Here is a 21,105-nt window from a genome sequence, read left to right on the forward strand (position 1 = left end):
AGCGCGTACTCATATTTGTACTCCTTACTTTTTATTCTTGTCGGCGTGGCTGGCCGTGCGCCCGTTATGTGGGATCGCATACTGCAAGTGGCCATCGCCAAATGCTCGATATGGAGCACAGTAAGGAGTGGAAGCAGCCAGCACCCCCCCATCAAAGAGGGGTACTCTGCGGTTGGGTAGGTTGCCCGTGGAAAAATTATTCATTTATGAGGGGGTAAAGGCCACCCACGAAGAGGGGGTGACGGCACCTGCGATGGAAATGGAAAGTTGCTCTTCATAGACTCCGGTGGATTATTCAATACCAGAGTAGTGAGTGCTACGTACAAACAAGAAGGAGCAATATTTCCATGAAAGTATTGGTGGCCGTAAAGCGCGTTGTTGACTACAACGTCAAGGTTCGCGTCAAGGCGGACAACAGCGGTGTCGACCTCGCCAACGTCAAGATGTCCATGAACCCCTTCTGCGAAATCGCCGTGGAAGAGGCCGTACGCCTGAAGGAAAAAGGCGTTGCCACCGAAATCGTTGCGGTCTCCGTCGGCCCGACCGCTGCTCAGGAGCAGCTGCGTACCGCCCTGGCCCTGGGTGCCGACCGCGCCGTGCTGGTCGAGTCCGCCGATGAGCTGAACTCGCTGGCCATCGCCAAGCTGCTCAAGGCTGTGGTCGACAAGGAACAGCCGCAGCTGGTGATCCTCGGCAAGCAGGCCATCGACTCCGACAACAACCAGACCGGCCAGATGCTGGCGGCGCTGTCCGGCTACGCCCAGGGCACCTTCGCCTCCGCGGTCAACGTCGAAGGCGACCGGGTCAAGGTTACCCGCGAGATCGACGGCGGTCTGCAGACCGTTGACCTGAAACTGCCGGCCATCGTCACCACCGACCTGCGCCTGAACGAGCCACGCTACGCTTCGCTGCCGAACATCATGAAGGCCAAGAAGAAGCCGCTGGAAACCCTCAAGCCGGAAGAACTGGGCGTGAGCACCGCCTCCACCCTGAGCACCGTCAAGGTCGAAGCCCCGGCCGCCCGCAGCGCCGGCATCAAGGTCAAGACCGTTGATGAGCTGGTCGACAAACTGAAGAACGAAGCCAAGGTGATCTGACATGACGATTCTGGTTATTGCTGAACACAACAACGCCGAACTGAATGCCGCCACCCTGAACACCGTGGCTGCTGCCCATGCCATCGGTGGCGACATCGAGGTACTGGTTGCCGGTGCCGGCTGTGGCGCAGTAGCGGAAGCCGCTGCCAAGATCGCCGGTGTTTCCAAGGTGCTGGTGGCCGACAACGCCGCCTACGCCAACCTGCTGCCGGAAAACGTCTCTCTGCTGATCGCCGAGATCGGCAAGGGTTACAGCCACATCCTGGCCCCGGCCAGCACCAACGGCAAGAACTACCTGCCGCGCGTGGCTGCCCTGCTGGACGTTGACCAGATCTCCGAGATCATCAGCGTCGAGAGCCCGGACACCTTCAAGCGTCCGATCTATGCCGGTAACGCCATCGCCACCGTCAAGTCCGACGCCGCGGTGAAGGTGATCACCGTACGTGCCACCGGCTTTGACGCCGTGGCTGCCGAAGGTGGCAGCGCCGCCATCGAAGCCGTTGCCTCGGCCCAGGACGCCGGCATCTCCGCCTTTGTTGGCGAAGAACTGGCCAAGTCCGACCGCCCCGAACTGGCCGGTGCCAAGATCGTGGTCTCCGGTGGTCGCGGCATGCAGAACGGCGACAACTTCCAGCTGCTGTACAGCCTGGCTGACAAGCTGGGGGCTGCCGTGGGCGCCTCCCGCGCTGCGGTGGATGCCGGCTTCGTGCCGAACGACATGCAGGTCGGTCAGACCGGCAAGATCGTCGCTCCCCAGCTGTACATCGCCGTCGGCATCTCCGGCGCGATCCAGCACCTGGCCGGTATGAAGGACTCCAAGGTCATTGTTGCGATCAACAAGGACGAGGGAGCACCGATCTTCCAGGTGGCCGACTATGGCCTGGTAGCTGATCTTTTTACGGCAGTACCTGATCTGGTGAAATCATTATGAGCCAACAAGCATTGTCACCTTATCAGTTAGTGGCTGGGGTTGCGGTGATAACCCTGGACAACCCGCCGGTCAACGGATTGGGGCTTGCGCTGCGTCTGCGCCTGGAGGAGGCTCTGCGCGTCGCCATCGCAGACCGGGCTGTTCGAGCGATTGTTCTCTCCGGTGCAGGCCGTGGTTTCTGTGCTGGCGGCGATATCACCGAATTCGATCTGCCAGCCATAACCCAGTCCCCGTCGCTTATGGCTCTGTTCGGTCTGATTGAGGATAGTCCAAAGCCGGTTGTTGCTGCGATACACGGCATGGCTCTGGGCGGTGGCCTGGAGCTGGCTATGGCTTGCCATGCGAGGGTGGCGCATGAGCAGGCCCTGGTCGGTTTACCCGAAGTGCATCTGGGCTTGATCCCCGGCGCTGGCGGCACTCAACGTTTACCCCGCCTGGTGGGCGTCGAAACGGCACTCAACCTGATTGTTCAGGGGAGAACCTGTCAGGCATATACCATGCGTGACAGCGGGCTGTTCGACCAACTTACCAGCGATTCACCTCTGGATGCGGCTCAGGCATTGGCTCTGAAGCTAGCCGATCAGGTGGGGTCTGGTTCAGCACTGCGGCGCACGGGGCAGTTGAGCGTACACATGCACGACGCGGCGGCTTTCTTTGCTTATGCCAGAGCGACAGCCAAAGCGCAGTCGCGTGGGTTGCCTGCGCCGGAAGCCGGTGTCGACTGCGTCGAGTTCGCCACCACGCTGCCATTTCAACAGGGTCTGGAGGGTGAGTTCGAGGTCTTCTCCCGCTTGCGCACCACTGCGCAGTTTGCCGGGTTGCGTCATGTCTTCCTGGCTGAACGAAAGGCGCTGGAAGTGGAGGGCCTGCCGTCAGCGACGAGCCCGCGCCCAGTCGAGCGTGCTGTGGTCATCGGCGGCGGTACCATGGGCTCAGGGATTACCATCAGCCTGGCCAATGGCGGCTTATCAGTCACCATGGTGGAGCGTGATCAGAACGCGCTCGATCGTGGCCTCATGACTGTGCGTCAGCACTACGAGGGGGCGCAGAAAAAGGGTCGGCTTTCGGCGCAACAGGCAGAACAGCAGCTCAGCCTGATCAAGGGAGCACTCGACTACCAGGGTGTAGCCGAGGCGGATCTGGTGATCGAAGCGATATTTGAAGACTTACAGGCCAAACGTGAGGTGTTCGAGCAGATCGATGCGCTGGCCCGCCCGGGAGCATTGCTGGCCAGCAACACCTCGATGCTCGATATCAATCAGATCGCAGCCTTCACCGGACGTCCGCAGGACGTGCTCGGCCTGCACTTCTTCAGTCCAGCCCAGGTGATGAAGCTGCTCGAAGTCGTGGAGGGCGAACGCACTGCCCCGGAAGTCATGGCAACCGCCATGGCATTCGCTCGGCGCATAGGTAAAACCGCGGTGGTGTCGGGCGTGTGCGAAGGCTTCATCGGTAATCGTATGCTCCAGCCTTACATGATGCAGGCAGGTCTGCTGTTGGACGAAGGAGCGTTGCCTCACCAAGTGGATCGTGCCATTGAGCGCTGGGGTATGGCTATGGGGCCATTCCGTGTGAGCGATCTCGCGGGGAATGATCTGGGAGCGCAGATTCGTGAGCAGCGTCTGACGCAGAATCCGAATCTGGTTTATTCCAGAAACTTCGATGCCATTACCCGTATGGGCCGTTTCGGTCAAAAGGTTGGCCGTGGTTGGTACGATTATGTTCCAGGTCAGCGCGCCCCGGAGCCCAGCGGGGAGGTGAACGCCGCTATAGAGGCTGAATCCCGCCGACTCGGTATTCAGCGGCGCATCATCAGCGATGAAGAAATCGTCGAAAGGCTGCTGTTCGCGCTGATCAACGAAGGCGCAAAAATTCTCGAAGAGGGAATTGCCCAGCGCTCATCTGATATCGATGTGGTGTACACGGCTGGCTACGGTTTCCCCCGCTGGCGTGGTGGCCCCATGTTCTGTGCTGATCAGCTCGGTCTGAAGTACGTGTTCGCAAGAATGCGGCATTTCGCCGGGGGACATGACTATCAGCGCTGCGAAGACTTCTGGCGCCCATCTGCACTGCTTTGCCAGCTTGCCGAGCGTGAGCAATCCTCCAGCGCCCTTAATCAATCGGAGAAATCATGAGCGAAGCAGTCATCGTCTCAACCGCCCGTACTGGCCTGGCCAAATCTTACAGAGGCGGCTTCAATATGACCCATCCAGTGACACTGGGAGGGCACGTGGTCGGCCATGCTATCAAGCGTGCGGGAATCGAAGCGGCAGAGGTCGAGGATGTGATTCTCGGCAGTGCCTTCCTGGAAGGGGCTGCAGGTACCAACATGGCTCGACTGGCAGCGTTGCGTGCCGGCTGTCCAGTCGCTACCAGCGGGTTCAGTATCAACCGCTTCTGCGCTACAGGCTTGCAATCCATCGCCCTGGCCGCCCAGCGCATCATCGCTGGTGAAGGCGATATCTACGTGGCTGGCGGCGTCGAGTCCATTACCCTGGTTCAGTCGCACGCTAACACCTTCAGCATGAAAGAAGACTGGATCAAGGAACACCGTCCGGAAGTGTACTGGGGCATGCTGGAAACGGCCGAAATAGTCGCCAAGCGCTATGGCATATCCCGCGAACGGCAGGACGAGTATGGGGTGCGTAGCCAGCAGAATGCTGCGCGGGCGCGCGCCGAAGGACTATTCGATGACGAAATCGTGCCGCTGGCTACACGGATGGCGGTTGTGCAGGCAGATGGCAGCATCCGTGCACAGCCAGTGACTGTCGCAGATGATGAAGGTATACGAAGCGATACTACGCTGGAAGGGGTTGCTAAGATCCGTTCTGTGCTGCCACAGGGCGTTGTCAGCGCAGGTAATGCCAGCCAGCTGTCTGACGGTGCCTCAGCGTGCGTGGTGATGAGCTCGCAGGTTGCTGAGCGCCGTGGGTTGAGTCCGCTGGGCATCTTCCGTGGTTTTCAGGTGGCAGGTTGCGAGCCTGATGAGATGGGCGTCGGCCCGGTGTTTGCTGTGCCTAAGCTACTCAGTAAGGCTGGGCTGAAAGTGGAGGATATCGGCCTATGGGAACTCAACGAAGCCTTTGCTGTTCAGGTTCTTTATTGTCGTGATCGCCTGGGTATACCTGACGATAGGCTCAACGTAAACGGTGGAGCCATTGCAGTAGGCCATCCCTACGGCGTCAGTGGATCGCGTCTCGTCGGTCACGCGTTGCTTGAAGGTCGGCGCCGCGGAGTTCGCTTTGTAGTGGTGACAATGTGCATCGGTGGAGGTATGGGCGCAGCCGGATTATTTGAAGTATTACCCTGATGGTCTTATACCAGGGTTGGCCCCCTGCTGGGGGGCTACTCCAACCCTGTCGTTGAGCCGGTGGCCGATAACCCAGAGAGAGTCAGAACTGGCCGGCAGTGTGGCAGAGTTCAGTTTCCAGTCGCTCTGCAGTGCGTTGCAGGCTTCCGAGATGGCGTTCGGCGGCCTGTTCAATGCTCATGGCAGAGGCCATATAGACCAGGCTCAGACAGCCGAGCAGACGCTCTCCGCTATGCACGGGTACGGCAATGGCTGCTACCTTCTCTTCCTGGTTCCAGTTCTTGTAGTTTTCACCAAAGCCCTTGTGGCGCGTGCGCAGCAACAGGTTTTCCAGCCGGGCTGGTTCCCGGGCGAGCTGGTATTCCTCATCGGCCCGGCGGGCCAGCATATCGATGAGCTGTTCCCGCTCGGTATCCGGGCAATAGGCCAGATAGGTCATGCCGGCGGCGGTCTGCAACAGGGACAGGCGGCGCCCGACCATGGAGCGGTGGAAGGACAGGCGGCTGAAACGGTGGGTGGTTTCCCTGACCACCATGGCGTCCACATCCAGGGTGGTCAGATCGGATGGCCAGACTACCTTCTGTAGCAGTTCGGCCAGCAGCGGCGCTGCCGTGGCGGAAATCCATTGTTCATCGCGAAAGCCTTCGCTCAGCTCCCTGACTTTCAATTCCAGCCGGTAACTGTCATCCGACTCGCTGCGCCTGACATACCCCTCGGCCTGGAGTGTCTCCAGCAGGCGTCGAACGGTGGTTCGATGCAGTCCGGTCAACTCTGCCAGACGGGCGGTGCTGGCCCCTCCATCTATCCGGTTGAGCATGTTGAGCAGGTCTAGACCGCGTGTCAGTCCGCGTACGGTTTTGTAGCCGGAACGGCTTGTTTCAGTCATTTTCAGCGAAATTTCCATGTAAATCATGTCTGTGCACTGGGTGCACATGAGGGCTGATTTTCATTGTAGGTCAAAAAACCCATTCATATACTCACTGCGACAAAAGAGCACAGCCATCTTCAGCAGGATGGCGATTCCGGCAAACACCCTGACGTTTGCACGCGATCAAGCCGTGAGGTTTTCAATGAATAACAATGCAACCAGCGCTACAGCTTCGACGGATCTCTCTGCCCAGATAGTTATTCTGGGAGCCGGCCCAGTAGGTTTGACTATTGCCAATTACCTTGGCCAGTCCGGTATCGATGTCCTGGTTATCGAGAAGCTCGACCAGCTGATCGATTATCCCCGTGCCATCGGCATTGATGACGAGTCGCTGCGTACCGTCCAGGCCATCGGTCTGATCGACAACGTCCTGCCGCATACAACGCCTTGGCACGCCATGCGCTTTCTGACCCCCAAGGGGCGCTGCTTTGCCGATATCCAGCCGATGACCGACGAGTTCGGCTGGTCCCGGCGCAATGCCTTCATCCAACCCCAGGTTGACGCCGCGCTGTTCGCCGGGCTGAGCCGTTTCAGCAACGTGCGCACGGTGTTTTCCCGGGAGCTGATGAGCTTTTCCCAGGATGACGCCGGCGTGACGCTGCAGGTTGAGGCGCCCGGCGGCGCCACCGAAAGCATCCGCGCCGACTATCTGGTGGCCTGTGATGGCGGTAACAGTATCGTGCGCAAGAACCTGGGTATCGGCTTTAAAGGCAAGACCGCGCCGAACCAGTGGATAGTGGTGGATCTGGCCAATGACCCGCTGAGCACGCCGCATGTCTACCTGTGCTGTGACCCGGTGCGGCCCTATGTGTCGGCTGCGCTGCCGCACGCCGTGCGCCGCTTCGAGTTCATGGTCATGCCCGGCGAGACGGAAGAGGAGCTGAGCCGTCCGGAAAACATGCGCAAGCTGCTGGCCAAGGTATTGCCCGATCCGGACAAGGTGGATCTGATCCGTAGCCGCGTTTATACCCACAATGCCCGACTGGCAGACAGGTTCCGCGACGGGCGGATCATTCTGGCTGGCGACGCCGCGCATATCATGCCGGTGTGGCAGGGGCAGGGCTACAACAGCGGCATGCGCGATGCCTCCAACCTGGGCTGGAAACTGGCGTTGGTGGCGAAGAAGCTGGCTGATCCGAGACTGCTGGATACCTATGAGCAGGAACGCCGCGAACATGCCAGGTCGATGATTGGCCTCTCGGTGCTGGCAGGCCACGTACTGGCTCCGCCAAAGCGCTGGCAGGGTACCCTGCGTGACGGCATTTCCTGGCTGTTGAATTATCTGCCGCCGGTCAAGCGCTACTTCCTGGAAATGCGCTTCAAGCCCATGCCGCAATACAACGCCGGTGCTCTGGTGCCGATGCAGCCCAAGGCTAAGCACTCGCCAGTGGGCAAGATGTTCATCCAGCCGAAGGTGCTCACCGAAGCCGGTGAGACAAAGCTGCTCGACGATATCATCGGTGACGGTTTTGCCGTGATCGGTTGGGGCTCCGATCCGAGCCGGGGGCTGAGTCCCGAGCAGGTCCGCTTCTGGACGGATCTGGGAACCCGTTTCATCCAGGTGCTGCCCGATGTTCAGCTCAAGGCGGCGTCTGACGTGAGCCCAGGGGTCATCCGGGTCGGCGACAGCAGCGGTCGGCTCAAGGAGTGGTTCGGGCGCTTCCCGGCCTCGATTGCGATGGTCCGCCCGGATCGTTTTGTCGCGGCGGTCGCCATCCCGCAGACGCTGGGCCAGGTGTCCGATGCGCTGGCCACCGCACTGGCGGCCGATGTGGCGCAGCCAGCATCGTCGTCTGTGCGTCAGGTGGCCTGATATGACTGCCTATCTGCATTGCATGTCGCACAGTCCGGTCAAGGGCCATTTCGACCCGGCCCCGGCGATTCGCGCCGAGGTGGATGCGCAGGTCGCCGCCGCCCATGAGCGGATCAAGGCCTTTGACCCGGAATTGGTGGTGCTGTTTTCGCCGGATCACTTCAACGGCTTCTTCTACAACATCATGCCGGCCTTCTGCATGGGCATGAATGCCTACACCATCGGCGATTTCGGCACCGCCAAGGGCCGCATTTCGGTGCCGACGGAGTTGGCCGAGCAGTTTGCCAACTACGTGATCGAACAGGGTATCGATACCGCCGTGTCCTATGACATGCAGGTGGATCACGGCTTCGGTCAACCGCTGGACGAGTTTGTCGGCGGTCTGGATGTATGCCCGGTGATTCCGATATTCATCAACTCGGTGGCGGTGCCGCTGCCAACCTTCCAGCGTACGCGGCTGCTGGGCGAGGCGGTCGGCCGGTTTGCCCGCTCACTGAACAAGCGCGTATTGATCCTCGGTTCCGGTGGCCTGTCGCATCAGCCACCGGTGCCGGAGCTGGCTACCGTCAACGCACATATGCGGGACCGGCTGCTGGGGTCGGGTTTCAACCTGCCGCCCGAGGAGCGCGAATTGCGCACCCAGCGCACCATTGCCGGTGCTGCCCGGTTCGTGGAAGACCAGAACAGTCTGTATCCGCTGAACCCGGAATGGGACAACCAGTTCCTCGATCTGCTGGAGCAAGGCAACCTCGAGGAACTCGATAACCTGCCCAACGATGAGCTGTCGCGCATCGCCGGCAAGTCTACCCACGAGGTCAAATGCTGGCTGGCCGCCTTCGCGGCGCTGTCCGAGTTTGGCCCTTATCAAACCTCACATCGCTATTACCGCGAAATTCCCGAATGGATCGCCGGCTTCGGTGGCCTGAGTGCGCGCAGCTGCTGAGTGCCGCGACGGGTTCTTGAGAGTCAACAGGAGTAATCAGATGAACACGTACACAGAAGAAAGCACCAGCCATTTCGTCACAGTGCAAGAAGGCGGCGTTGAGCTGAACATTCATTACAACGACGTCGGTCAGGGTGAGCGGGTGGTGGTCATGCTGCACGGCTCCGGTCCGGGCGCGACCGGTTGGGCCAACTTCAACCGCAATATCGACCCGCTGGTCGATGCCGGCTTCCGGGTACTGCTGGTCAACTGCCCGGGTTGGGGCAAGAGCGACTCGATCGTCTCCACCCAGTCGCGCTCGGAGCTGAATGCACGGGTGCTCAAGGCCGTAATTGATCAACTGGATATCCCGACAATCTCCATCCTGGGTAACTCCATGGGTGGACATACCGCAGTGGCTTTCGCCCTCGACAATCCCGGCAATATCGACAAGCTGGTGTTGATGGGTGGCGGCACCGGTGGTGTATCGCCGTTCGTGTCCATGCCTACCGAAGGCATCAAGCTGCTCAATGGCATGTACCGCGAGCCGACGCTGGAAAACCTCAATCGCATGATGCAGGTCTTCGTCTATGACCCCAGCGATCTGACTGAAGACCTGATGAAGGCGCGGCTGGATAACGTGCTGGCGCGCAGGGACCACCTGGAAAACTTCGTCAAGAGCCTGGAAGCCAACCTCAAGCAGTTCCCGGATCAGGGCCCCCGCCTGGGCGAGATCAAGGCGGAGACCCTGATCGTCTGGGGTCGCAATGACCGCTTTGTACCGGTCGATACCGGCTACCGCCTGAACGCCGGCATTCTCAACTCGCAGCTGCACGTCTTCAACAAGTGCGGGCACTGGTGCCAGTGGGAACATGCCGACAAGTTCAACCGCCTGGTACTGGATTTCCTGACCCACTGATCCAGCCACGGTTGCGAGGTGAATGATGAGCGTCAACCAACAGACTCTTGAACAGTTGGCCGCCGCGCTGCGGCAGGCCGAGCTGAGCGGCGAGGCGATTGCCCCGCTGCGTGAACAGATCGGTACCGAGGCCGCCTATGCCATCCAGCGTCTCAACGTGGCCCATGCGGTGGCGGCCGGGGCTCGCGTGGTCGGGCGCAAGATCGGCCTGACCAACCCCAAGGTGCAGGCGCAACTGGGTGTCGATCAGCCGGACTTCGGTACCTTATTCGCCGATATGTGCTACGGCGATAACGAAGTAGTGCCGATCAGCCGGGTGCTGCAGCCGAAGATCGAAGCGGAAATCGCCCTGATCCTCGATGCCGATCTGCCGCGCGCTGATACCAGCTTTGCCGACGTGCTGGCGGCTACCGGCTGGGTGCTGCCGGCACTGGAAATCGTCGGTAGCCGGGTGCAGAACTGGGATATCCGTTTTGTCGACACGGTTGCTGACAACGCCTCCAGCGGCTGCTTTGTGCTGGGCGGTCCGGCGCGCCGTCTCGATGGCATTGACCTGCGCCAGGCGAGCATGCACATGACCCGCAACGGCGAAGAAGTCTCCAGCGGCAGCGGCGCCGAATGCCTGGGTCACCCGCTGAATGCCGCTGTCTGGCTGGCGCGGATGATGGCCTCCCTGGGCGATCCTCTGAAGGCCGGCGACATCATTCTCACCGGCGCCCTGGGCCCGATGGCTTCTGTGCAGGCCGGTGACCGCTTTGAAGCCGTCATCAGCGGCATCGGTCAGGTGGGCGTCGAATTCAGCGCGGCCTGAGCCGCGCCACGGAGAAACACAGCATGAAGAAACTCAAAGCCGCGATCATCGGCTCGGGCAATATCGGCACCGACCTGATGATCAAGATCCTGCGCAACGCGCAGCATATCGAGATGGCCGTGATGGTCGGTATCGATCCTGAATCCGATGGCCTGGCCCGCGCCGCCCGCCTGGGTGTGGCCACCACCCACCAGGGCGTGGATGGGCTGGCGCAGATGCCGGAGTTCGCCGATATCGACTTCGTGTTCGATGCCACCAGCGCTGGCGCCCATGTGCGTAACGATGCGCTGCTGCGGGAGTTGAAACCCGGCTTGCGGATGATCGACCTGACCCCGGCGGCCATCGGTCCCTACTGTGTGCCGGTGGTCAATCTGGAAGAACACCTCAACCAGACCAACGTCAATATGGTCACCTGCGGTGGCCAGGCGACCATTCCCATGGTCGCGGCGGTGTCCCGGGTAGCAAAAGTCCACTATGGCGAGATCGTCGCCTCGATCTCCAGTAAATCCGCTGGCCCCGGCACCCGGGCCAATATCGACGAGTTCACCGAGACCACCTCCAAGGCGATTGAAGTGATCGGCGGGGCACAGAAGGGCAAGGCGATCATCATCATGAACCCGGCCGAGCCGCCGCTGATCATGCGCGATACCGTGTTCGTGCTGTCGGAGCTGGCCGACCAGGAGCAGATCGCCGCCTCGGTCGAGGAAATGGCCGCCGCGGTGCAGCGCTATGTGCCCGGTTACCGCCTGAAACAGCAGGTGCAGTTCGATGTGATTCCTGAATCCGCCCCGGTCAACGTACCCGGCGTGGGCCGGATGAGCGGGCTGAAGACCTCGGTGTTCCTCGAAGTCGAAGGCGCCGCACACTACCTGCCAGCCTACGCCGGCAACCTCGACATCATGACCTCGGCAGCGCTGGCCACCGCCGAGTGTATGGCCCAGTCCATGCTCACTGCTGGAGGTGCCGCATGAGCTTCGATCCGCAACGCAAACTCTATATCTCCGACGTGACCCTGCGCGATGGCAGCCACGCCATCCGTCACCAGTATTCGATCCAGAATGTGCAGGACATTGCCCGTGCGCTGGACAAGGCCCGGGTCGACTCCATCGAAGTGGCCCACGGTGATGGCCTGCAGGGCTCCTCCTTCAACTATGGCTTTGGCGCTCACTCCGACCTGGAGTGGATCGAGGCGGTGGCGGATATCATCAGCCATGCGCAGATCGCCACCCTGCTGCTGCCCGGCATCGGCACTACCCACGACCTGGACAACGCCTACAGTGCCGGTGCGCGCATCGTGCGAGTCGCTACCCATTGCACCGAGGCGGATGTGTCGAAGCAGCATATCGAACATGCCAGGAAGCTCGGCATGGACACCGTCGGCTTCCTGATGATGAGCCATATGCAGACCCCGCAGGGCCTGGCCCAGCAGGCCAAGCTGATGGAAGACTACGGTGCCACCTGTCTGTACGTGGTCGATTCCGGCGGTGCCATGGGTATGCAGGATATCCGTGACCGCTTCCGGGCACTGAAGGATGTGCTCAAGCCCGAGACCCAGACCGGCATGCACGCGCACCACAACCTGAGCCTGGGCGTGGCCAACTCCATCGTCGCGGTGGAAGAGGGCTGTGACCGCATCGATGCCAGCCTGGCGGGCATGGGCGCCGGGGCGGGCAATGCGCCGCTGGAAGTGTTCATCGCCGCTGCCGAACGCCTGGGCTGGAACCATGGTACCGATCTGTACACGCTGATGGACGCGGCCGACGACATCGTCCGGCCATTGCAGGACCGGCCGGTGCGGGTGGATCGGGAAACCCTGGCCCTCGGCTATGCCGGGGTGTATTCCAGCTTCCTGCGCCACGCCGAGGTGGCGGCGGACAAATACGGTCTGAAGACCGTGGACATACTGGTCGAACTGGGCAAACGCCGCATGGTCGGCGGCCAGGAAGACATGATTGTGGATGTGGCGCTGGATCTGCTTAAACGCTGATCTTCACCGATTACTGTACTTGTAAAGAAAAAGTGACGTCATGAGCGGCCACCACTGGTGGCCAGCAAATGCTGGTGCTGGCCGCCGGATAGCCTTGCGACCAGTTACTTCCATGGGCTGATTACTCCAGGGCCGGCACCTGTAGCCGCGCAGGTGCTTCTTCCGGCAACAGACGAAAGCACATTACCGCCATCAGCGCCGCCACTGCTGCTGCGGCCCCCAGCGCCGGATAGCCAAAGAACTTGATAAGTGTGCCGCCAAGTACCGGCCCGATGGCTGCGCCGGCCATCATCATCGCCGGCGTGGCCGCTAGTGCGCGGCCAGATAGATCCAGCCGAGCCAACAGCCCGAAGGCGAATACGTGCGTGAACAGGAGAGTGGCCACCAACAGCGAGCCCGCCATCGCATAGGGCAGGTAATTGTTGGAGGCAAATATGACGATAACTACCATTGCTTGTGCCACCGGTCCGACCATTAGAACACTGCGCGCGGCCACCCGCTTTTCCAGTAACGCGGCGATGGCAGTCGGGAACAGGTTGACCAGCCCCAGCGCTACCAGCACGATAGTGATGCGCTCGGCACCGAAGCCACGGTCGGCTCCAGCGCGCTCCAGAAAACCAAAGGCCATGGACTGCACCATGCTCATGCAGCACACGCCAAGTACACCTGCCCAGAACATGCGAGGTATGCGGCTAGACACGTTGGGGTTTGGGGTCCGGACAACCGCCGACTCCGGCGCTGGGAACATGAACAAGGTCACGAATGCGCCGAACGCTATCACGGCTGCGAAAGCCAAAAACACGCTAGGCGCGCCCAGGCGGCTCATGACTCCGGGCATGGTGGATAGGAATATCAGCGCAAACACCCCTTGGGCCGTGCCGCACCAAGCGAATAGGCGGTGGGGGTTGGCACTGCGAGCCACAGTGCCATGCGTCATGCTCAAAGCGATGCCGGTGGCCGCGCTACCCACGATATGCAGCAGGGCCATGGCGCTGAAACCTTCGGCGCCCGCCATGCGCTGGAAGGCCAGCGCCGCGACGGTAAAGCCAGCCAGTGCCAGCCAACGTCCTGATGTGAATCGGTGGAAACTGGGCGCAACGGCCAGGCTGGCCAGCATGCCGCCAGCCAGAAACAGCGTCACGAGCAGGCCGGCTTGTTGCGAATCGAAGCGGTAGTGCTGGATCAGTGCGCCCACTCATAGGGGGAGCGCGACCAGATCAACCAGGCCTGCGCAATGTGCGACACACAGGGCGGCCCGGCCCGCTAGAGGCTGTGTACGAATCATGGCGGGTCTCCTTGTTGTTTTTTTGCACTTTCTTGATGCGACTTATGTACGATCAACCCGGTTGGCTGGTGCAAGCAGGGGAGTCAGATAAGCGATCTCGCTGGCTGATCGCCCCATGGCACGATGGTCATGGTCAGGCGTGCAATGCAGCTGAGTTTGAAATCTTCGCCACTCAAGCGGATATCCCAGACATGGGTCGTACGGCCCACATGTACTGCTCGTGCCACGGCATAGACTCGCCCGCTACTCAGACCGCGGAGGTGGTTGGCATTGATCTCAAGGCCCAAAGCGTAGAACTTGCTGTTGTCGATGCAAAGGTAGCTGGCAGTGGAGCCCAGTGTTTCGGCGAGTACCACCGAGGCGCCTCCATGCAGTAGGCCAAAAGGTTGATGGGTGCGGGAATCAACAACCATACTGGCGCTGATCGATTCGTCATCAATGAATTCAAAGCGAATATCCAAGCCCTCGCTAATGCTGCCTTTTAGCGAGTTGTTGAGCGCATCGAGGCTGGGGCGTTGTAGCCATAGCGTCATTGTATAGTCCTTGTATCTGTTGGAGGAGGAGCCAGTTTTGTCACTGGCGCCGCCGTTTGGAACCTTATCTTCTGCCTTGAAAACCGATCCTGAAAAGAGAACTCAGAACGGGTAATGGTGGCCGCCTTCCTGCCAGGTAACCCAATGGGCGCGGGTGAATTCGTCCAAAGCATAGTGCCCGTTGAACCGGCCCAGCCCCGAGTTTTTCTCGCCGCCGAACGGGGCGTTGGGTTGATCGTCAACTGTTATATCGTTGATGTGTGTCATGCCGGCAACAATGTTGCGTGCGAAGGCCAGACCACGGGCCATATCCCTTGTGAATACGGCACTGGAAAGGCCATATTCGCCAGCGTTGGCCAGGTCGAGGGCATGCTGCTCGTTGTCCGCGACGATCAGTGGCAGGATTGGGCCAAAGGTTTCCTCGGCGGCCAGTTCTTGATCGAATTCAACGTCACCGAATACATGGGGCGGCAGCACCAGACCGGAGGCGGAGCCACCAGCCAACTCCGTCAGTCCGGCGCTGCGAGCATTGTCTATTTTACGCAATAGGCCGCTGAGCTGGGACTGGTTGATCACTGGGCCGATAACGGTATCGGGTTGATTCGGGTCGCCAACTTTCAGCTTGCTGACGCGCTCAGTGACCAGTGCACTGAACTCGCGATAGACCGAGCGATCGACGATGACGCGGTTGACGCTCATGCAGATCTGTCCCTGATGCAGGAATCGACCTACAACTGCTGCATGGGCTGCTACTTCGAGGTCAGCATCGTCCAGGACCACCAAGGGGCTATTGCCGCCAAGCTCCAGAGCAATTCGTTTGATGTGCTTTCCGCCAGTGGCAATGCGTCCTACATTCCTGCCGACATCCGTCGAGCCGGTGAAGGAGATAAAGCTGGGAATAGGGTGCTCGACGAAGGCGTCACCAATTTCTGAGCCAGCACCCACGATTACGTTGAAGACTCCGGCCGGAAAGCCCGCCTCTTCGAATAAGTGAGCAATGAGCAAGCCGCCGGTGACTGCGGTATCGCTGGCGGGTTTGAGTACAACAGTATTTCCTAATGCAATGGCAGGGATGACCGAGCGCATGCTGAGGAAAAGAGGAAAGTTCCACGGGCTGATGACACCGACTACACCGAGCGGCTCACGAAACACGAAGCTTTGCTCACCGGGTTTATAGCTGGTGAGGATTCGTCCTTCGACCTGGAATGGCATGGTTGCGTACTCTCGTACCAGGCCGAGGGTGCTGTGGCACTCGAAGCTGGCCTTGATTCGAGTGCTACCCGATTCCTTGATTAGCCATGAGGTAATCTCGTCTGCCCTGCGCTCCATTACCTCGGCCAGTTTGTTGAGTAGCGCGGTCTTCTCTGCTGGCGCTGTATTGGCCCAATCCTTCTGCGATTTCTGGGCCGCCTCGTAAGCGTCGTTAACATCTGCGGCAGATGCCAGAGGCATGCTCAGTAACTGTTTGCCAGTGAATGGGTCGATATCATCGAGCTTTTTTTTTGAGCGGCCCGGTCGCCAGCCACCAGCAATGAATTGGGATCCGGAAACCGCATAAGGGGGAGTGTGTGAGCTGGTCATTTTATTCTCCTTGCGAGCGGCCTGGAGCTGACCGCTTCGGTGCATTCATTCAGGTTCGAAGACAGACGATTTCCGTGCATTTCGACCGAGATACAGTCTGCAGGATGCTGCGGAACTTCGTTTCGGATTGTGTCTGGCGAGAAGGTAGAGAGGCTACTTTCTTCCCTGCTGCAGCCACGAGGTTATTGGCCTCGTGGCTGTTCCGGTCAGCGGCTGTAGGCCTGCAGACCGGGTTTGATGCTCTTGTCGTCAAGGAACTGCTTCATCCCTTCTTCGCGTCCGCCTTCGGTGTCGAGCAGGCGCGACTGATCGAGTTTGGCGTACAGATAGTCCTCGTTCTGCTCCCATGTCAGCTCGCGGCAGCGCTTGAAGCCGTTTTTCGCTGCACGCAAGACGACCGGGTTTTTATCCAGCAGGTCAGCAGCCAGTTCCAGTACTGCATCACGCAGTTCCGCCAGCGGTACGCTGCGGTTAACCAGTCCCATCTCTGCGGCTTTACGTCCGTCGAAGGTTTTTCCGGTCATGATGTAATACAGCGATTCGCGATGCCCTACGGTATCGGCCATGGCTTTGCTGACCAGATTGCCCGGAGGAATACCCCAGTTGATCTCGGACAAGCCAAAGATGGCTTCGTCGGCACAGATTGCCAGATCGCACGCTACCAGCGGGCTGAAGGCGCCGCCAAAGCACCAGCCATTGACCATGGCGATGGTCGGTTTGGTGTACATGCGCAGCAACTTCCACTGCCATTCTGAAGCGTCACGGCGAATGCGTTCCTGAAGAATTTCCGGACCGGCATCGACCTCACGGAAGTATTCCTTCAGATCCATACCGGCAGTCCAGGCGGAACCCTCGCCGGTAAGAACCAGCACCTTGGCGTCGGCGTCCTGCTCTACAGTTTCCAGCACGTCGCGCATTTCGCGGTTGAGAGTGGGACTCATCGCGTTGCGCTTCTCTGGACGGTTTAGGGTTACCCAGGCTATGCCGCCATCTACATCCACTTTCACAGTCTGCCAACGATCTTCGTACTTGCTCATAAGCGTACCCTTGCGTTTTTTGATAGTGGGTAAAATCTATCGCCTCAAATTAGTTATGTCAATTAACTTATTTTGGGTTTCCATGCAGTTCGTCGGTCAATTTTACGCGCTGTTCGTCCCGTATTGCGCTGATAATTCCGATGTGGTTGACTCTGCTATCCCTTTGGGATGTGTTTTTATAATTAATGATGATAATAATTTATGGGTGGGGGCTTTCAGATGAAAGGTGCTAAAAAATACCCTTTGGCGTCAGAGCGTTATCCACGGGCACGTTATCGACGGGTTGCCATTGGCCATCCCGAGGTGGAGATACGCCGTGAGGCCGATGGCACCATTTATATGCATGCTCGCGAGGCTTTGGCGCCGTTACCTGAACGCCTGTTGGAGCGCTTGCTGCATTGGGCTGTTGAGCGACCGCAGCAGACCTTCGCCGCAGCTCGTGACGAGCATGGTGAGTGGCGCCGTATCAGTTACGCGCAGATGCTTGATAACACCAGGCGTATCGCTCAGAATTTGCTGGGCTATGGGCTCAGTGCCGAGCGCCCCTTGCTGATTCTTTCAGGCAACGATCTGGAGCACCTGCAACTGGCCTTCGGCGCCCTGTATGCGGGTATTCCTTATTGCCCAGTGTCGCCAGCGTACTCATTACTTTCCAAAGATCTGGCTAAGCTGCGTCATATCGTCGACTTGCTGAAGCCGGGCTTGGTATTTGCCACCGATGCTGGCCCGTTCTGCCGTGCCATCGAAACGGTGATCGGTGCTGATGTGTCGCTGGTATTCGAGCGTGGAGAAGTGTCCGGTCGCAGTCACCGTATTTTTGCCGAACTGCTGGTTGCACCGGACTGCGGTGAGGCGGACGCTGCCTTCGCCGCCACGGATGGTGACACCATCGCCAAGTTCCTTTTCACCTCCGGCTCGACCAGACTGCCGAAAGCAGTGCCGACCACCCAGCGTATGCTCTGCGCTAACCAGCAGATGTTGCTGCAGACTTTTCCCGAGTTTGCCAGGGAGCCGCCGGTGCTGGTTGATTGGTTGCCGTGGAATCACACCTTCGGCGGCAGCCACAACCTCGGTATCGTTCTTTATAACGGTGGTAGCTTCTATATCGACGGCGGTCGCCCTACACCCCAAGGCTTTGCCGAGACGCTGTGCAACCTCGAAGAAATCTCACCCACCGCTTACCTTACCGTACCGCGTGGCTGGGAGGAGCTGGTAGGCGCGCTGGAGCAGAACGCGCAGCTGCGTGAGCGCTTCTTCGCTCGCATCCGCCTATTCTTTTTTGCTGCTGCCGGGCTTTCCCAGGATATCTGGGATCGCCTTGATCACTTGGCCGAGGCCCATTGTGGTGAACGCATCCGGATGATGGCAGGCCTGGGCATGACCGAGGCCGCGCCGTCCTGCACTTTTACCACTGGGCCTGTATCTGTCGCGGGCTACGTCGGTCTCCCGGCGCCGGGCTGCGAGGTCAAGCTGGTGCCTCAGGATGGCAAGTTGGAAGCGCGCTACCGCGGACCGAACCTGATGCAGGGCTACTGGCGCAGCCCTGAACAGAACATCGAGGCCTTCGATGAGGAGGGCTTCTACTGCTCCGGTGATGCGTTGCGTCTGGTAGACGAGGCCAATCCGCAGTTGGGCCTGATGTTCGATGGCCGCTTGGCTGAGGACTTCAAACTGTCTTCCGGCGTTTTCATCAATGTCGGTCCGCTGCGTACCAGTGCGGTTCTGATGGGCTCGCGCTATGTGCAGGATGTGGTAGTGCTGGCACCCGAGCGCCCGGCTCTGGCGCTACTGGTCTTTCCTCGGATGGCTGAATGTCGGCTCCTTTCGGAGCTTGGGGAGCAGGCCAGCGATGCTCAGGTTCTGGCCAGTGAGCCGGTACGTGCCTGGTTTTCGGAGTGGCTGCGGCAGATCAACAGCGAGTCCACGGGAAGCGCGAGCTATATTACCTGGGCTGCATTGGCGGAGGAGGGGCCTTCTCTTGATAGGGGCGAGATTACGGATAAGGGGTCGTTGAATCAGCGGGCAATTCTGAATGCTAGGGCAAGCCTGATCAATCGTTTGTATCTTGAAGAGGATATGCTCAAGGTAAGGGGGAGCTGAATCCTTGAATCTTCCAAACGGCCATCCGGTATAGCTGGGTGGCCGTTTGTATTGTTATCGAAGCATTGTTTGCTCGTCAGATATCGATAAAAGGTAGGCAGGCGGTTAGTCCAGCTTGAACCAGAGCCTCATGGGACGTTGCCTGTGGCAGGCAGTAATCAAAGAAATAGCCGGCGGACTCCTGTTTTTGGCTATGCACGGGGTCATCATTACGTCCATTACTGATACGTGCTGCGCGTAACCAGACGTACCCCATACTTACCAGCGCCATCCAGCGCAAGAAAGATCCCGCGACCCGATAGGGGGCTTCGGCGTCTTCGACTTCTGCCCGGCGTATCGCCTCTACCGCTTCCTCTATTCTGGAGCAATGCTCTTTCAGTGAGTCAGCTGCGCCGGACCATGTCGGATTTGCTGAGCTGAGCGACGCCTCCTGGCTGTACTGCGTCAGTAGAGCGGGTAGGGCGGTAGGGTTGCGCAGAATCTTGCGTAGCAGTAGGTCGTTGGCCTGAATTTCGTTGGTTCCTTCATAAATCATGGCGATACGACTATCCCTGAGCGTTTGCTCGATAGGGTATTCCTGACTGTAACCGTATCCACCAAAAACCTGCAGAGCTGCGCTGGCCTGCTGAAAACCCTGTTCTGTGAAGTGCGCCTTGACCAACGGAGTCAGCAGCATGGATAGCTCGTTAGCGCTTGAGCGCTGCTCTGGTGTTGCCGCATGCTCGGATTCATCCAGCATGTGGGCGACCCAGTATCCCAGCATGCGCATGCCCTCACTGCTTACGCGCAGACCAAGCAGAGTGTGGCGCATCGCCGGATGAAAATGGATTGGGTCAGCCTCTGCAATGGCTGCGTTGGCTGGACGTTTCGCTGCCCGCATCTGATGCCGTTCAGCTGCGTAGCCGGCAGCACTTTGCCACGCTGCCTCGGTATGCCCCAACCCTTGCATGCCGACATACAGTCGCGCTGAGTTCATCATGACGAACATGGCAGCCAGGCCCTGATTTTCCTCACCCAGCAACCAGCCCTTGGCACCGTCGAAGCGCAGAGCGCAGGTAGCACTGCCGTGAATTCCCATCTTGTGCTCAAGCCCATCGCAGTGCACCGCGTTGTGACTGCCATCATCCAGCAGCTTGGGTACTACGAACAGGGAGATGCCGCGGCTGCCGGCTGGAGCATCGGGTAATCTGGCCAATACCAGATGGAGGATATTATCGGTCAGATCATGCTCGCCACCGGACGCGAAGATCTTGTTGCCTGTTATGCGATAACTGCCGTCGCTGGCAGGTTCACCCCGGGTACGCAGCAGGCCGACATCGCTACCGGCCTGGGGCTCACTGAGGCACATGGTGGGCAATATTTCACCGCTGACAATGGCTGGGAGATAACGTTCGCGAAGCCACTCCGGGGCATGGTGCCGCAGGCATTCATAAGCGCCATGGGCGATGCCGGTGTACATCGACCAGGCATGATTACAGGCATAGAGCATCTCCAGCAGCGCGACATTGAGCAATTGTGGCAAGCCCTGACCACCATCGTCCGGGTGTGCTGTCAGCGCTGGCCACCCCGCGTCAGTGAAAGCTCGATAGGCAGCCGGGAAGCCGTCAGGTGTGTACACTCTGCCGTCCTCGTAGCGGCAGCCCTGCTGGTCACCAGGGGCATTAAGTGGTGCCAGAATACCACTTGCAAAGCGTGCTGCTTCTTCCAGAATCTGTTCGGCGAGTTTGCTGTCGAGACCGGCCAGGGTTGGCATTTGCTGCCATGCGTTGGGCGCCTGCAACCAGTCTTCGATGACGTAGCGCATGTCGCGTAAGGGCGCTTGGTAATACGGCATGGATTTACTCCGAAGGT

17 protein-coding genes are annotated in these 21,105 nt (G+C 59.5%); 11 read left to right on the top strand and 6 right to left on the bottom strand.

Features of this window, described 5'->3' with window-relative positions; genetic code table 11:
* The first annotated feature begins 347 nt into the window (after window positions 1-347).
* Genes VF673_RS09340 through VF673_RS09355 form a run of 4 tightly spaced genes read left to right on the top strand, consistent with a single transcriptional unit; the run spans window position 348 to window position 5,338 of the window.
* The gene (locus VF673_RS09340; RefSeq protein WP_440291722.1) at window positions 348-1,097 is read left to right on the top strand and encodes an electron transfer flavoprotein subunit beta/FixA family protein; all 750 of its coding nucleotides are present in this window, start codon (window positions 348-350) and stop codon (window positions 1,095-1,097) included.
* Window position 1,098: 1 nt separating this feature from the next.
* Complete coding sequence (locus VF673_RS09345) at window positions 1,099-2,028, top strand: electron transfer flavoprotein subunit alpha/FixB family protein (RefSeq protein ID WP_440291723.1); 930 nt, start codon at window positions 1,099-1,101, stop codon at window positions 2,026-2,028.
* Window positions 2,025-4,163, top strand: a complete 2,139-nt coding sequence (locus tag VF673_RS09350) for a 3-hydroxyacyl-CoA dehydrogenase NAD-binding domain-containing protein (RefSeq protein WP_440291724.1) — start codon at window positions 2,025-2,027, stop codon at window positions 4,161-4,163. The genes VF673_RS09345 and VF673_RS09350 overlap by 4 nt, the downstream gene beginning before the upstream one ends.
* Entirely contained in the window at window positions 4,160-5,338 is a 1,179-nt protein-coding gene (locus tag VF673_RS09355; protein ID WP_440291725.1) for an acetyl-CoA C-acyltransferase, read from the top strand. Before VF673_RS09350 ends, VF673_RS09355 begins: the two co-directional genes overlap by 4 nt.
* An 82-nt stretch (window positions 5,339-5,420) precedes the next feature.
* Here VF673_RS09355 and VF673_RS09360 read toward each other — a convergent pair whose 3' ends face one another.
* Entirely contained in the window at window positions 5,421-6,224 is an 804-nt protein-coding gene (locus tag VF673_RS09360) for a DNA-binding transcriptional regulator (protein ID WP_440291726.1), read from the bottom strand.
* A gap of 184 nt (window positions 6,225-6,408) precedes the next feature.
* On the opposite strand from VF673_RS09360, the gene VF673_RS09365 reads away from it, so the two are divergent.
* From VF673_RS09365 to dmpG, 6 genes are read left to right on the top strand one after another with little or no spacing between them, the layout of a single operon-like run.
* Complete coding sequence (locus VF673_RS09365; protein WP_440291727.1) at window positions 6,409-8,079, top strand: bifunctional 3-(3-hydroxy-phenyl)propionate/3-hydroxycinnamic acid hydroxylase; 1,671 nt, start codon at window positions 6,409-6,411, stop codon at window positions 8,077-8,079.
* Window position 8,080: 1 nt separating this feature from the next.
* Entirely contained in the window at window positions 8,081-9,022 is a 942-nt protein-coding gene (locus VF673_RS09370; protein ID WP_440291728.1) for a 3-carboxyethylcatechol 2,3-dioxygenase, read from the top strand.
* Between the two features lie 40 nt (window positions 9,023-9,062).
* On the top strand, window positions 9,063-9,920 hold the full coding sequence (locus tag VF673_RS09375; RefSeq protein WP_440291729.1) for an alpha/beta fold hydrolase: 858 nt from the start codon (window positions 9,063-9,065) through the stop codon (window positions 9,918-9,920).
* A 25-nt stretch (window positions 9,921-9,945) separates the two neighbouring features.
* Window positions 9,946-10,731, top strand: coding sequence for a 2-keto-4-pentenoate hydratase (gene mhpD / locus VF673_RS09380; protein WP_440291730.1), 786 nt, complete (start codon window positions 9,946-9,948; stop codon window positions 10,729-10,731).
* A 23-nt stretch (window positions 10,732-10,754) separates the two neighbouring features.
* A complete protein-coding gene (locus VF673_RS09385) occupies window positions 10,755-11,702 on the top strand; it encodes an acetaldehyde dehydrogenase (acetylating) (RefSeq protein ID WP_440291731.1) in 948 nt (315 codons plus the stop codon).
* Window positions 11,699-12,718, top strand: coding sequence for a 4-hydroxy-2-oxovalerate aldolase (dmpG, locus tag VF673_RS09390; RefSeq protein ID WP_440291732.1), 1,020 nt, complete (start codon window positions 11,699-11,701; stop codon window positions 12,716-12,718). Before VF673_RS09385 ends, dmpG begins: the two co-directional genes overlap by 4 nt.
* A 121-nt stretch (window positions 12,719-12,839) precedes the next feature.
* Here the strand turns inward: dmpG and VF673_RS09395 are convergent, their stop codons facing one another.
* From VF673_RS09395 to VF673_RS09410, 4 genes are all read right to left on the bottom strand, one after another.
* Window positions 12,840-13,913, bottom strand: coding sequence for an MFS transporter (locus VF673_RS09395; RefSeq protein ID WP_440291733.1), 1,074 nt, complete (start codon window positions 13,911-13,913; stop codon window positions 12,840-12,842).
* Between the two features lie 173 nt (window positions 13,914-14,086).
* Complete coding sequence (locus VF673_RS09400; RefSeq protein WP_440291734.1) at window positions 14,087-14,536, bottom strand: hotdog fold thioesterase; 450 nt, start codon at window positions 14,534-14,536, stop codon at window positions 14,087-14,089.
* A 102-nt stretch (window positions 14,537-14,638) separates the two neighbouring features.
* Window positions 14,639-16,117 carry an aldehyde dehydrogenase family protein gene (locus VF673_RS09405; RefSeq protein WP_440291735.1) on the bottom strand — a complete coding sequence of 493 codons (1,479 nt, stop codon included), beginning with the start codon at window positions 16,115-16,117 and terminating at the stop codon, window positions 14,639-14,641.
* A 206-nt stretch (window positions 16,118-16,323) separates the two neighbouring features.
* Window positions 16,324-17,154, bottom strand: coding sequence for a p-hydroxycinnamoyl CoA hydratase/lyase (locus tag VF673_RS09410; RefSeq protein WP_440291736.1), 831 nt, complete (start codon window positions 17,152-17,154; stop codon window positions 16,324-16,326).
* Window positions 17,155-17,373: 219 nt separating this feature from the next.
* Between VF673_RS09410 and VF673_RS09415 the strand changes: the two genes are divergently transcribed.
* Complete coding sequence (locus VF673_RS09415) at window positions 17,374-19,254, top strand: feruloyl-CoA synthase (protein ID WP_440291737.1); 1,881 nt, start codon at window positions 17,374-17,376, stop codon at window positions 19,252-19,254.
* Window positions 19,255-19,330: 76 nt separating this feature from the next.
* Here the strand turns inward: VF673_RS09415 and VF673_RS09420 are convergent, their stop codons facing one another.
* Window positions 19,331-21,088 carry an acyl-CoA dehydrogenase gene (locus VF673_RS09420; protein ID WP_440291738.1) on the bottom strand — a complete coding sequence of 586 codons (1,758 nt, stop codon included), beginning with the start codon at window positions 21,086-21,088 and terminating at the stop codon, window positions 19,331-19,333.
* Between the last annotated feature and the right edge of the window lie 17 nt (window positions 21,089-21,105).

The organism is Halopseudomonas sp. Lyrl_26, assembly GCF_051948695.1.
In the GTDB taxonomy this organism is placed as follows: Bacteria; Pseudomonadota; Gammaproteobacteria; order Pseudomonadales; family Pseudomonadaceae; genus Halopseudomonas; species Halopseudomonas formosensis.

Bases quoted from the DNA above. Each gene is read 5' to 3' on its own strand.
- VF673_RS09340 (WP_440291722.1), top strand. From the start codon at position 348: ATGAAAGTATTGGTGGCCGTAAAGCGCGTTGTTGACTACAACGTCAAG.
- VF673_RS09345 (WP_440291723.1), top strand. From the start codon at position 1,099: ATGACGATTCTGGTTATTGCTGAACACAACAACGCCGAACTGAATGCC.
- VF673_RS09350 (WP_440291724.1), top strand. From the start codon at position 2,025: ATGAGCCAACAAGCATTGTCACCTTATCAGTTAGTGGCTGGGGTTGCG.
- VF673_RS09355 (WP_440291725.1), top strand. From the start codon at position 4,160: ATGAGCGAAGCAGTCATCGTCTCAACCGCCCGTACTGGCCTGGCCAAA.
- VF673_RS09360 (WP_440291726.1), bottom strand. From the start codon at position 6,224: ATGACTGAAACAAGCCGTTCCGGCTACAAAACCGTACGCGGACTGACA.
- VF673_RS09365 (WP_440291727.1), top strand. From the start codon at position 6,409: ATGAATAACAATGCAACCAGCGCTACAGCTTCGACGGATCTCTCTGCC.
- VF673_RS09370 (WP_440291728.1), top strand. From the start codon at position 8,081: ATGACTGCCTATCTGCATTGCATGTCGCACAGTCCGGTCAAGGGCCAT.
- VF673_RS09375 (WP_440291729.1), top strand. From the start codon at position 9,063: ATGAACACGTACACAGAAGAAAGCACCAGCCATTTCGTCACAGTGCAA.
- mhpD (WP_440291730.1), top strand. From the start codon at position 9,946: ATGAGCGTCAACCAACAGACTCTTGAACAGTTGGCCGCCGCGCTGCGG.
- VF673_RS09385 (WP_440291731.1), top strand. From the start codon at position 10,755: ATGAAGAAACTCAAAGCCGCGATCATCGGCTCGGGCAATATCGGCACC.
- dmpG (WP_440291732.1), top strand. From the start codon at position 11,699: ATGAGCTTCGATCCGCAACGCAAACTCTATATCTCCGACGTGACCCTG.
- VF673_RS09400 (WP_440291734.1), bottom strand. From the start codon at position 14,536: ATGACGCTATGGCTACAACGCCCCAGCCTCGATGCGCTCAACAACTCG.
- VF673_RS09405 (WP_440291735.1), bottom strand. From the start codon at position 16,117: ATGACCAGCTCACACACTCCCCCTTATGCGGTTTCCGGATCCCAATTC.
- VF673_RS09410 (WP_440291736.1), bottom strand. From the start codon at position 17,154: ATGAGCAAGTACGAAGATCGTTGGCAGACTGTGAAAGTGGATGTAGAT.
- VF673_RS09415 (WP_440291737.1), top strand. From the start codon at position 17,374: ATGAAAGGTGCTAAAAAATACCCTTTGGCGTCAGAGCGTTATCCACGG.
- VF673_RS09420 (WP_440291738.1), bottom strand. From the start codon at position 21,088: ATGCCGTATTACCAAGCGCCCTTACGCGACATGCGCTACGTCATCGAA.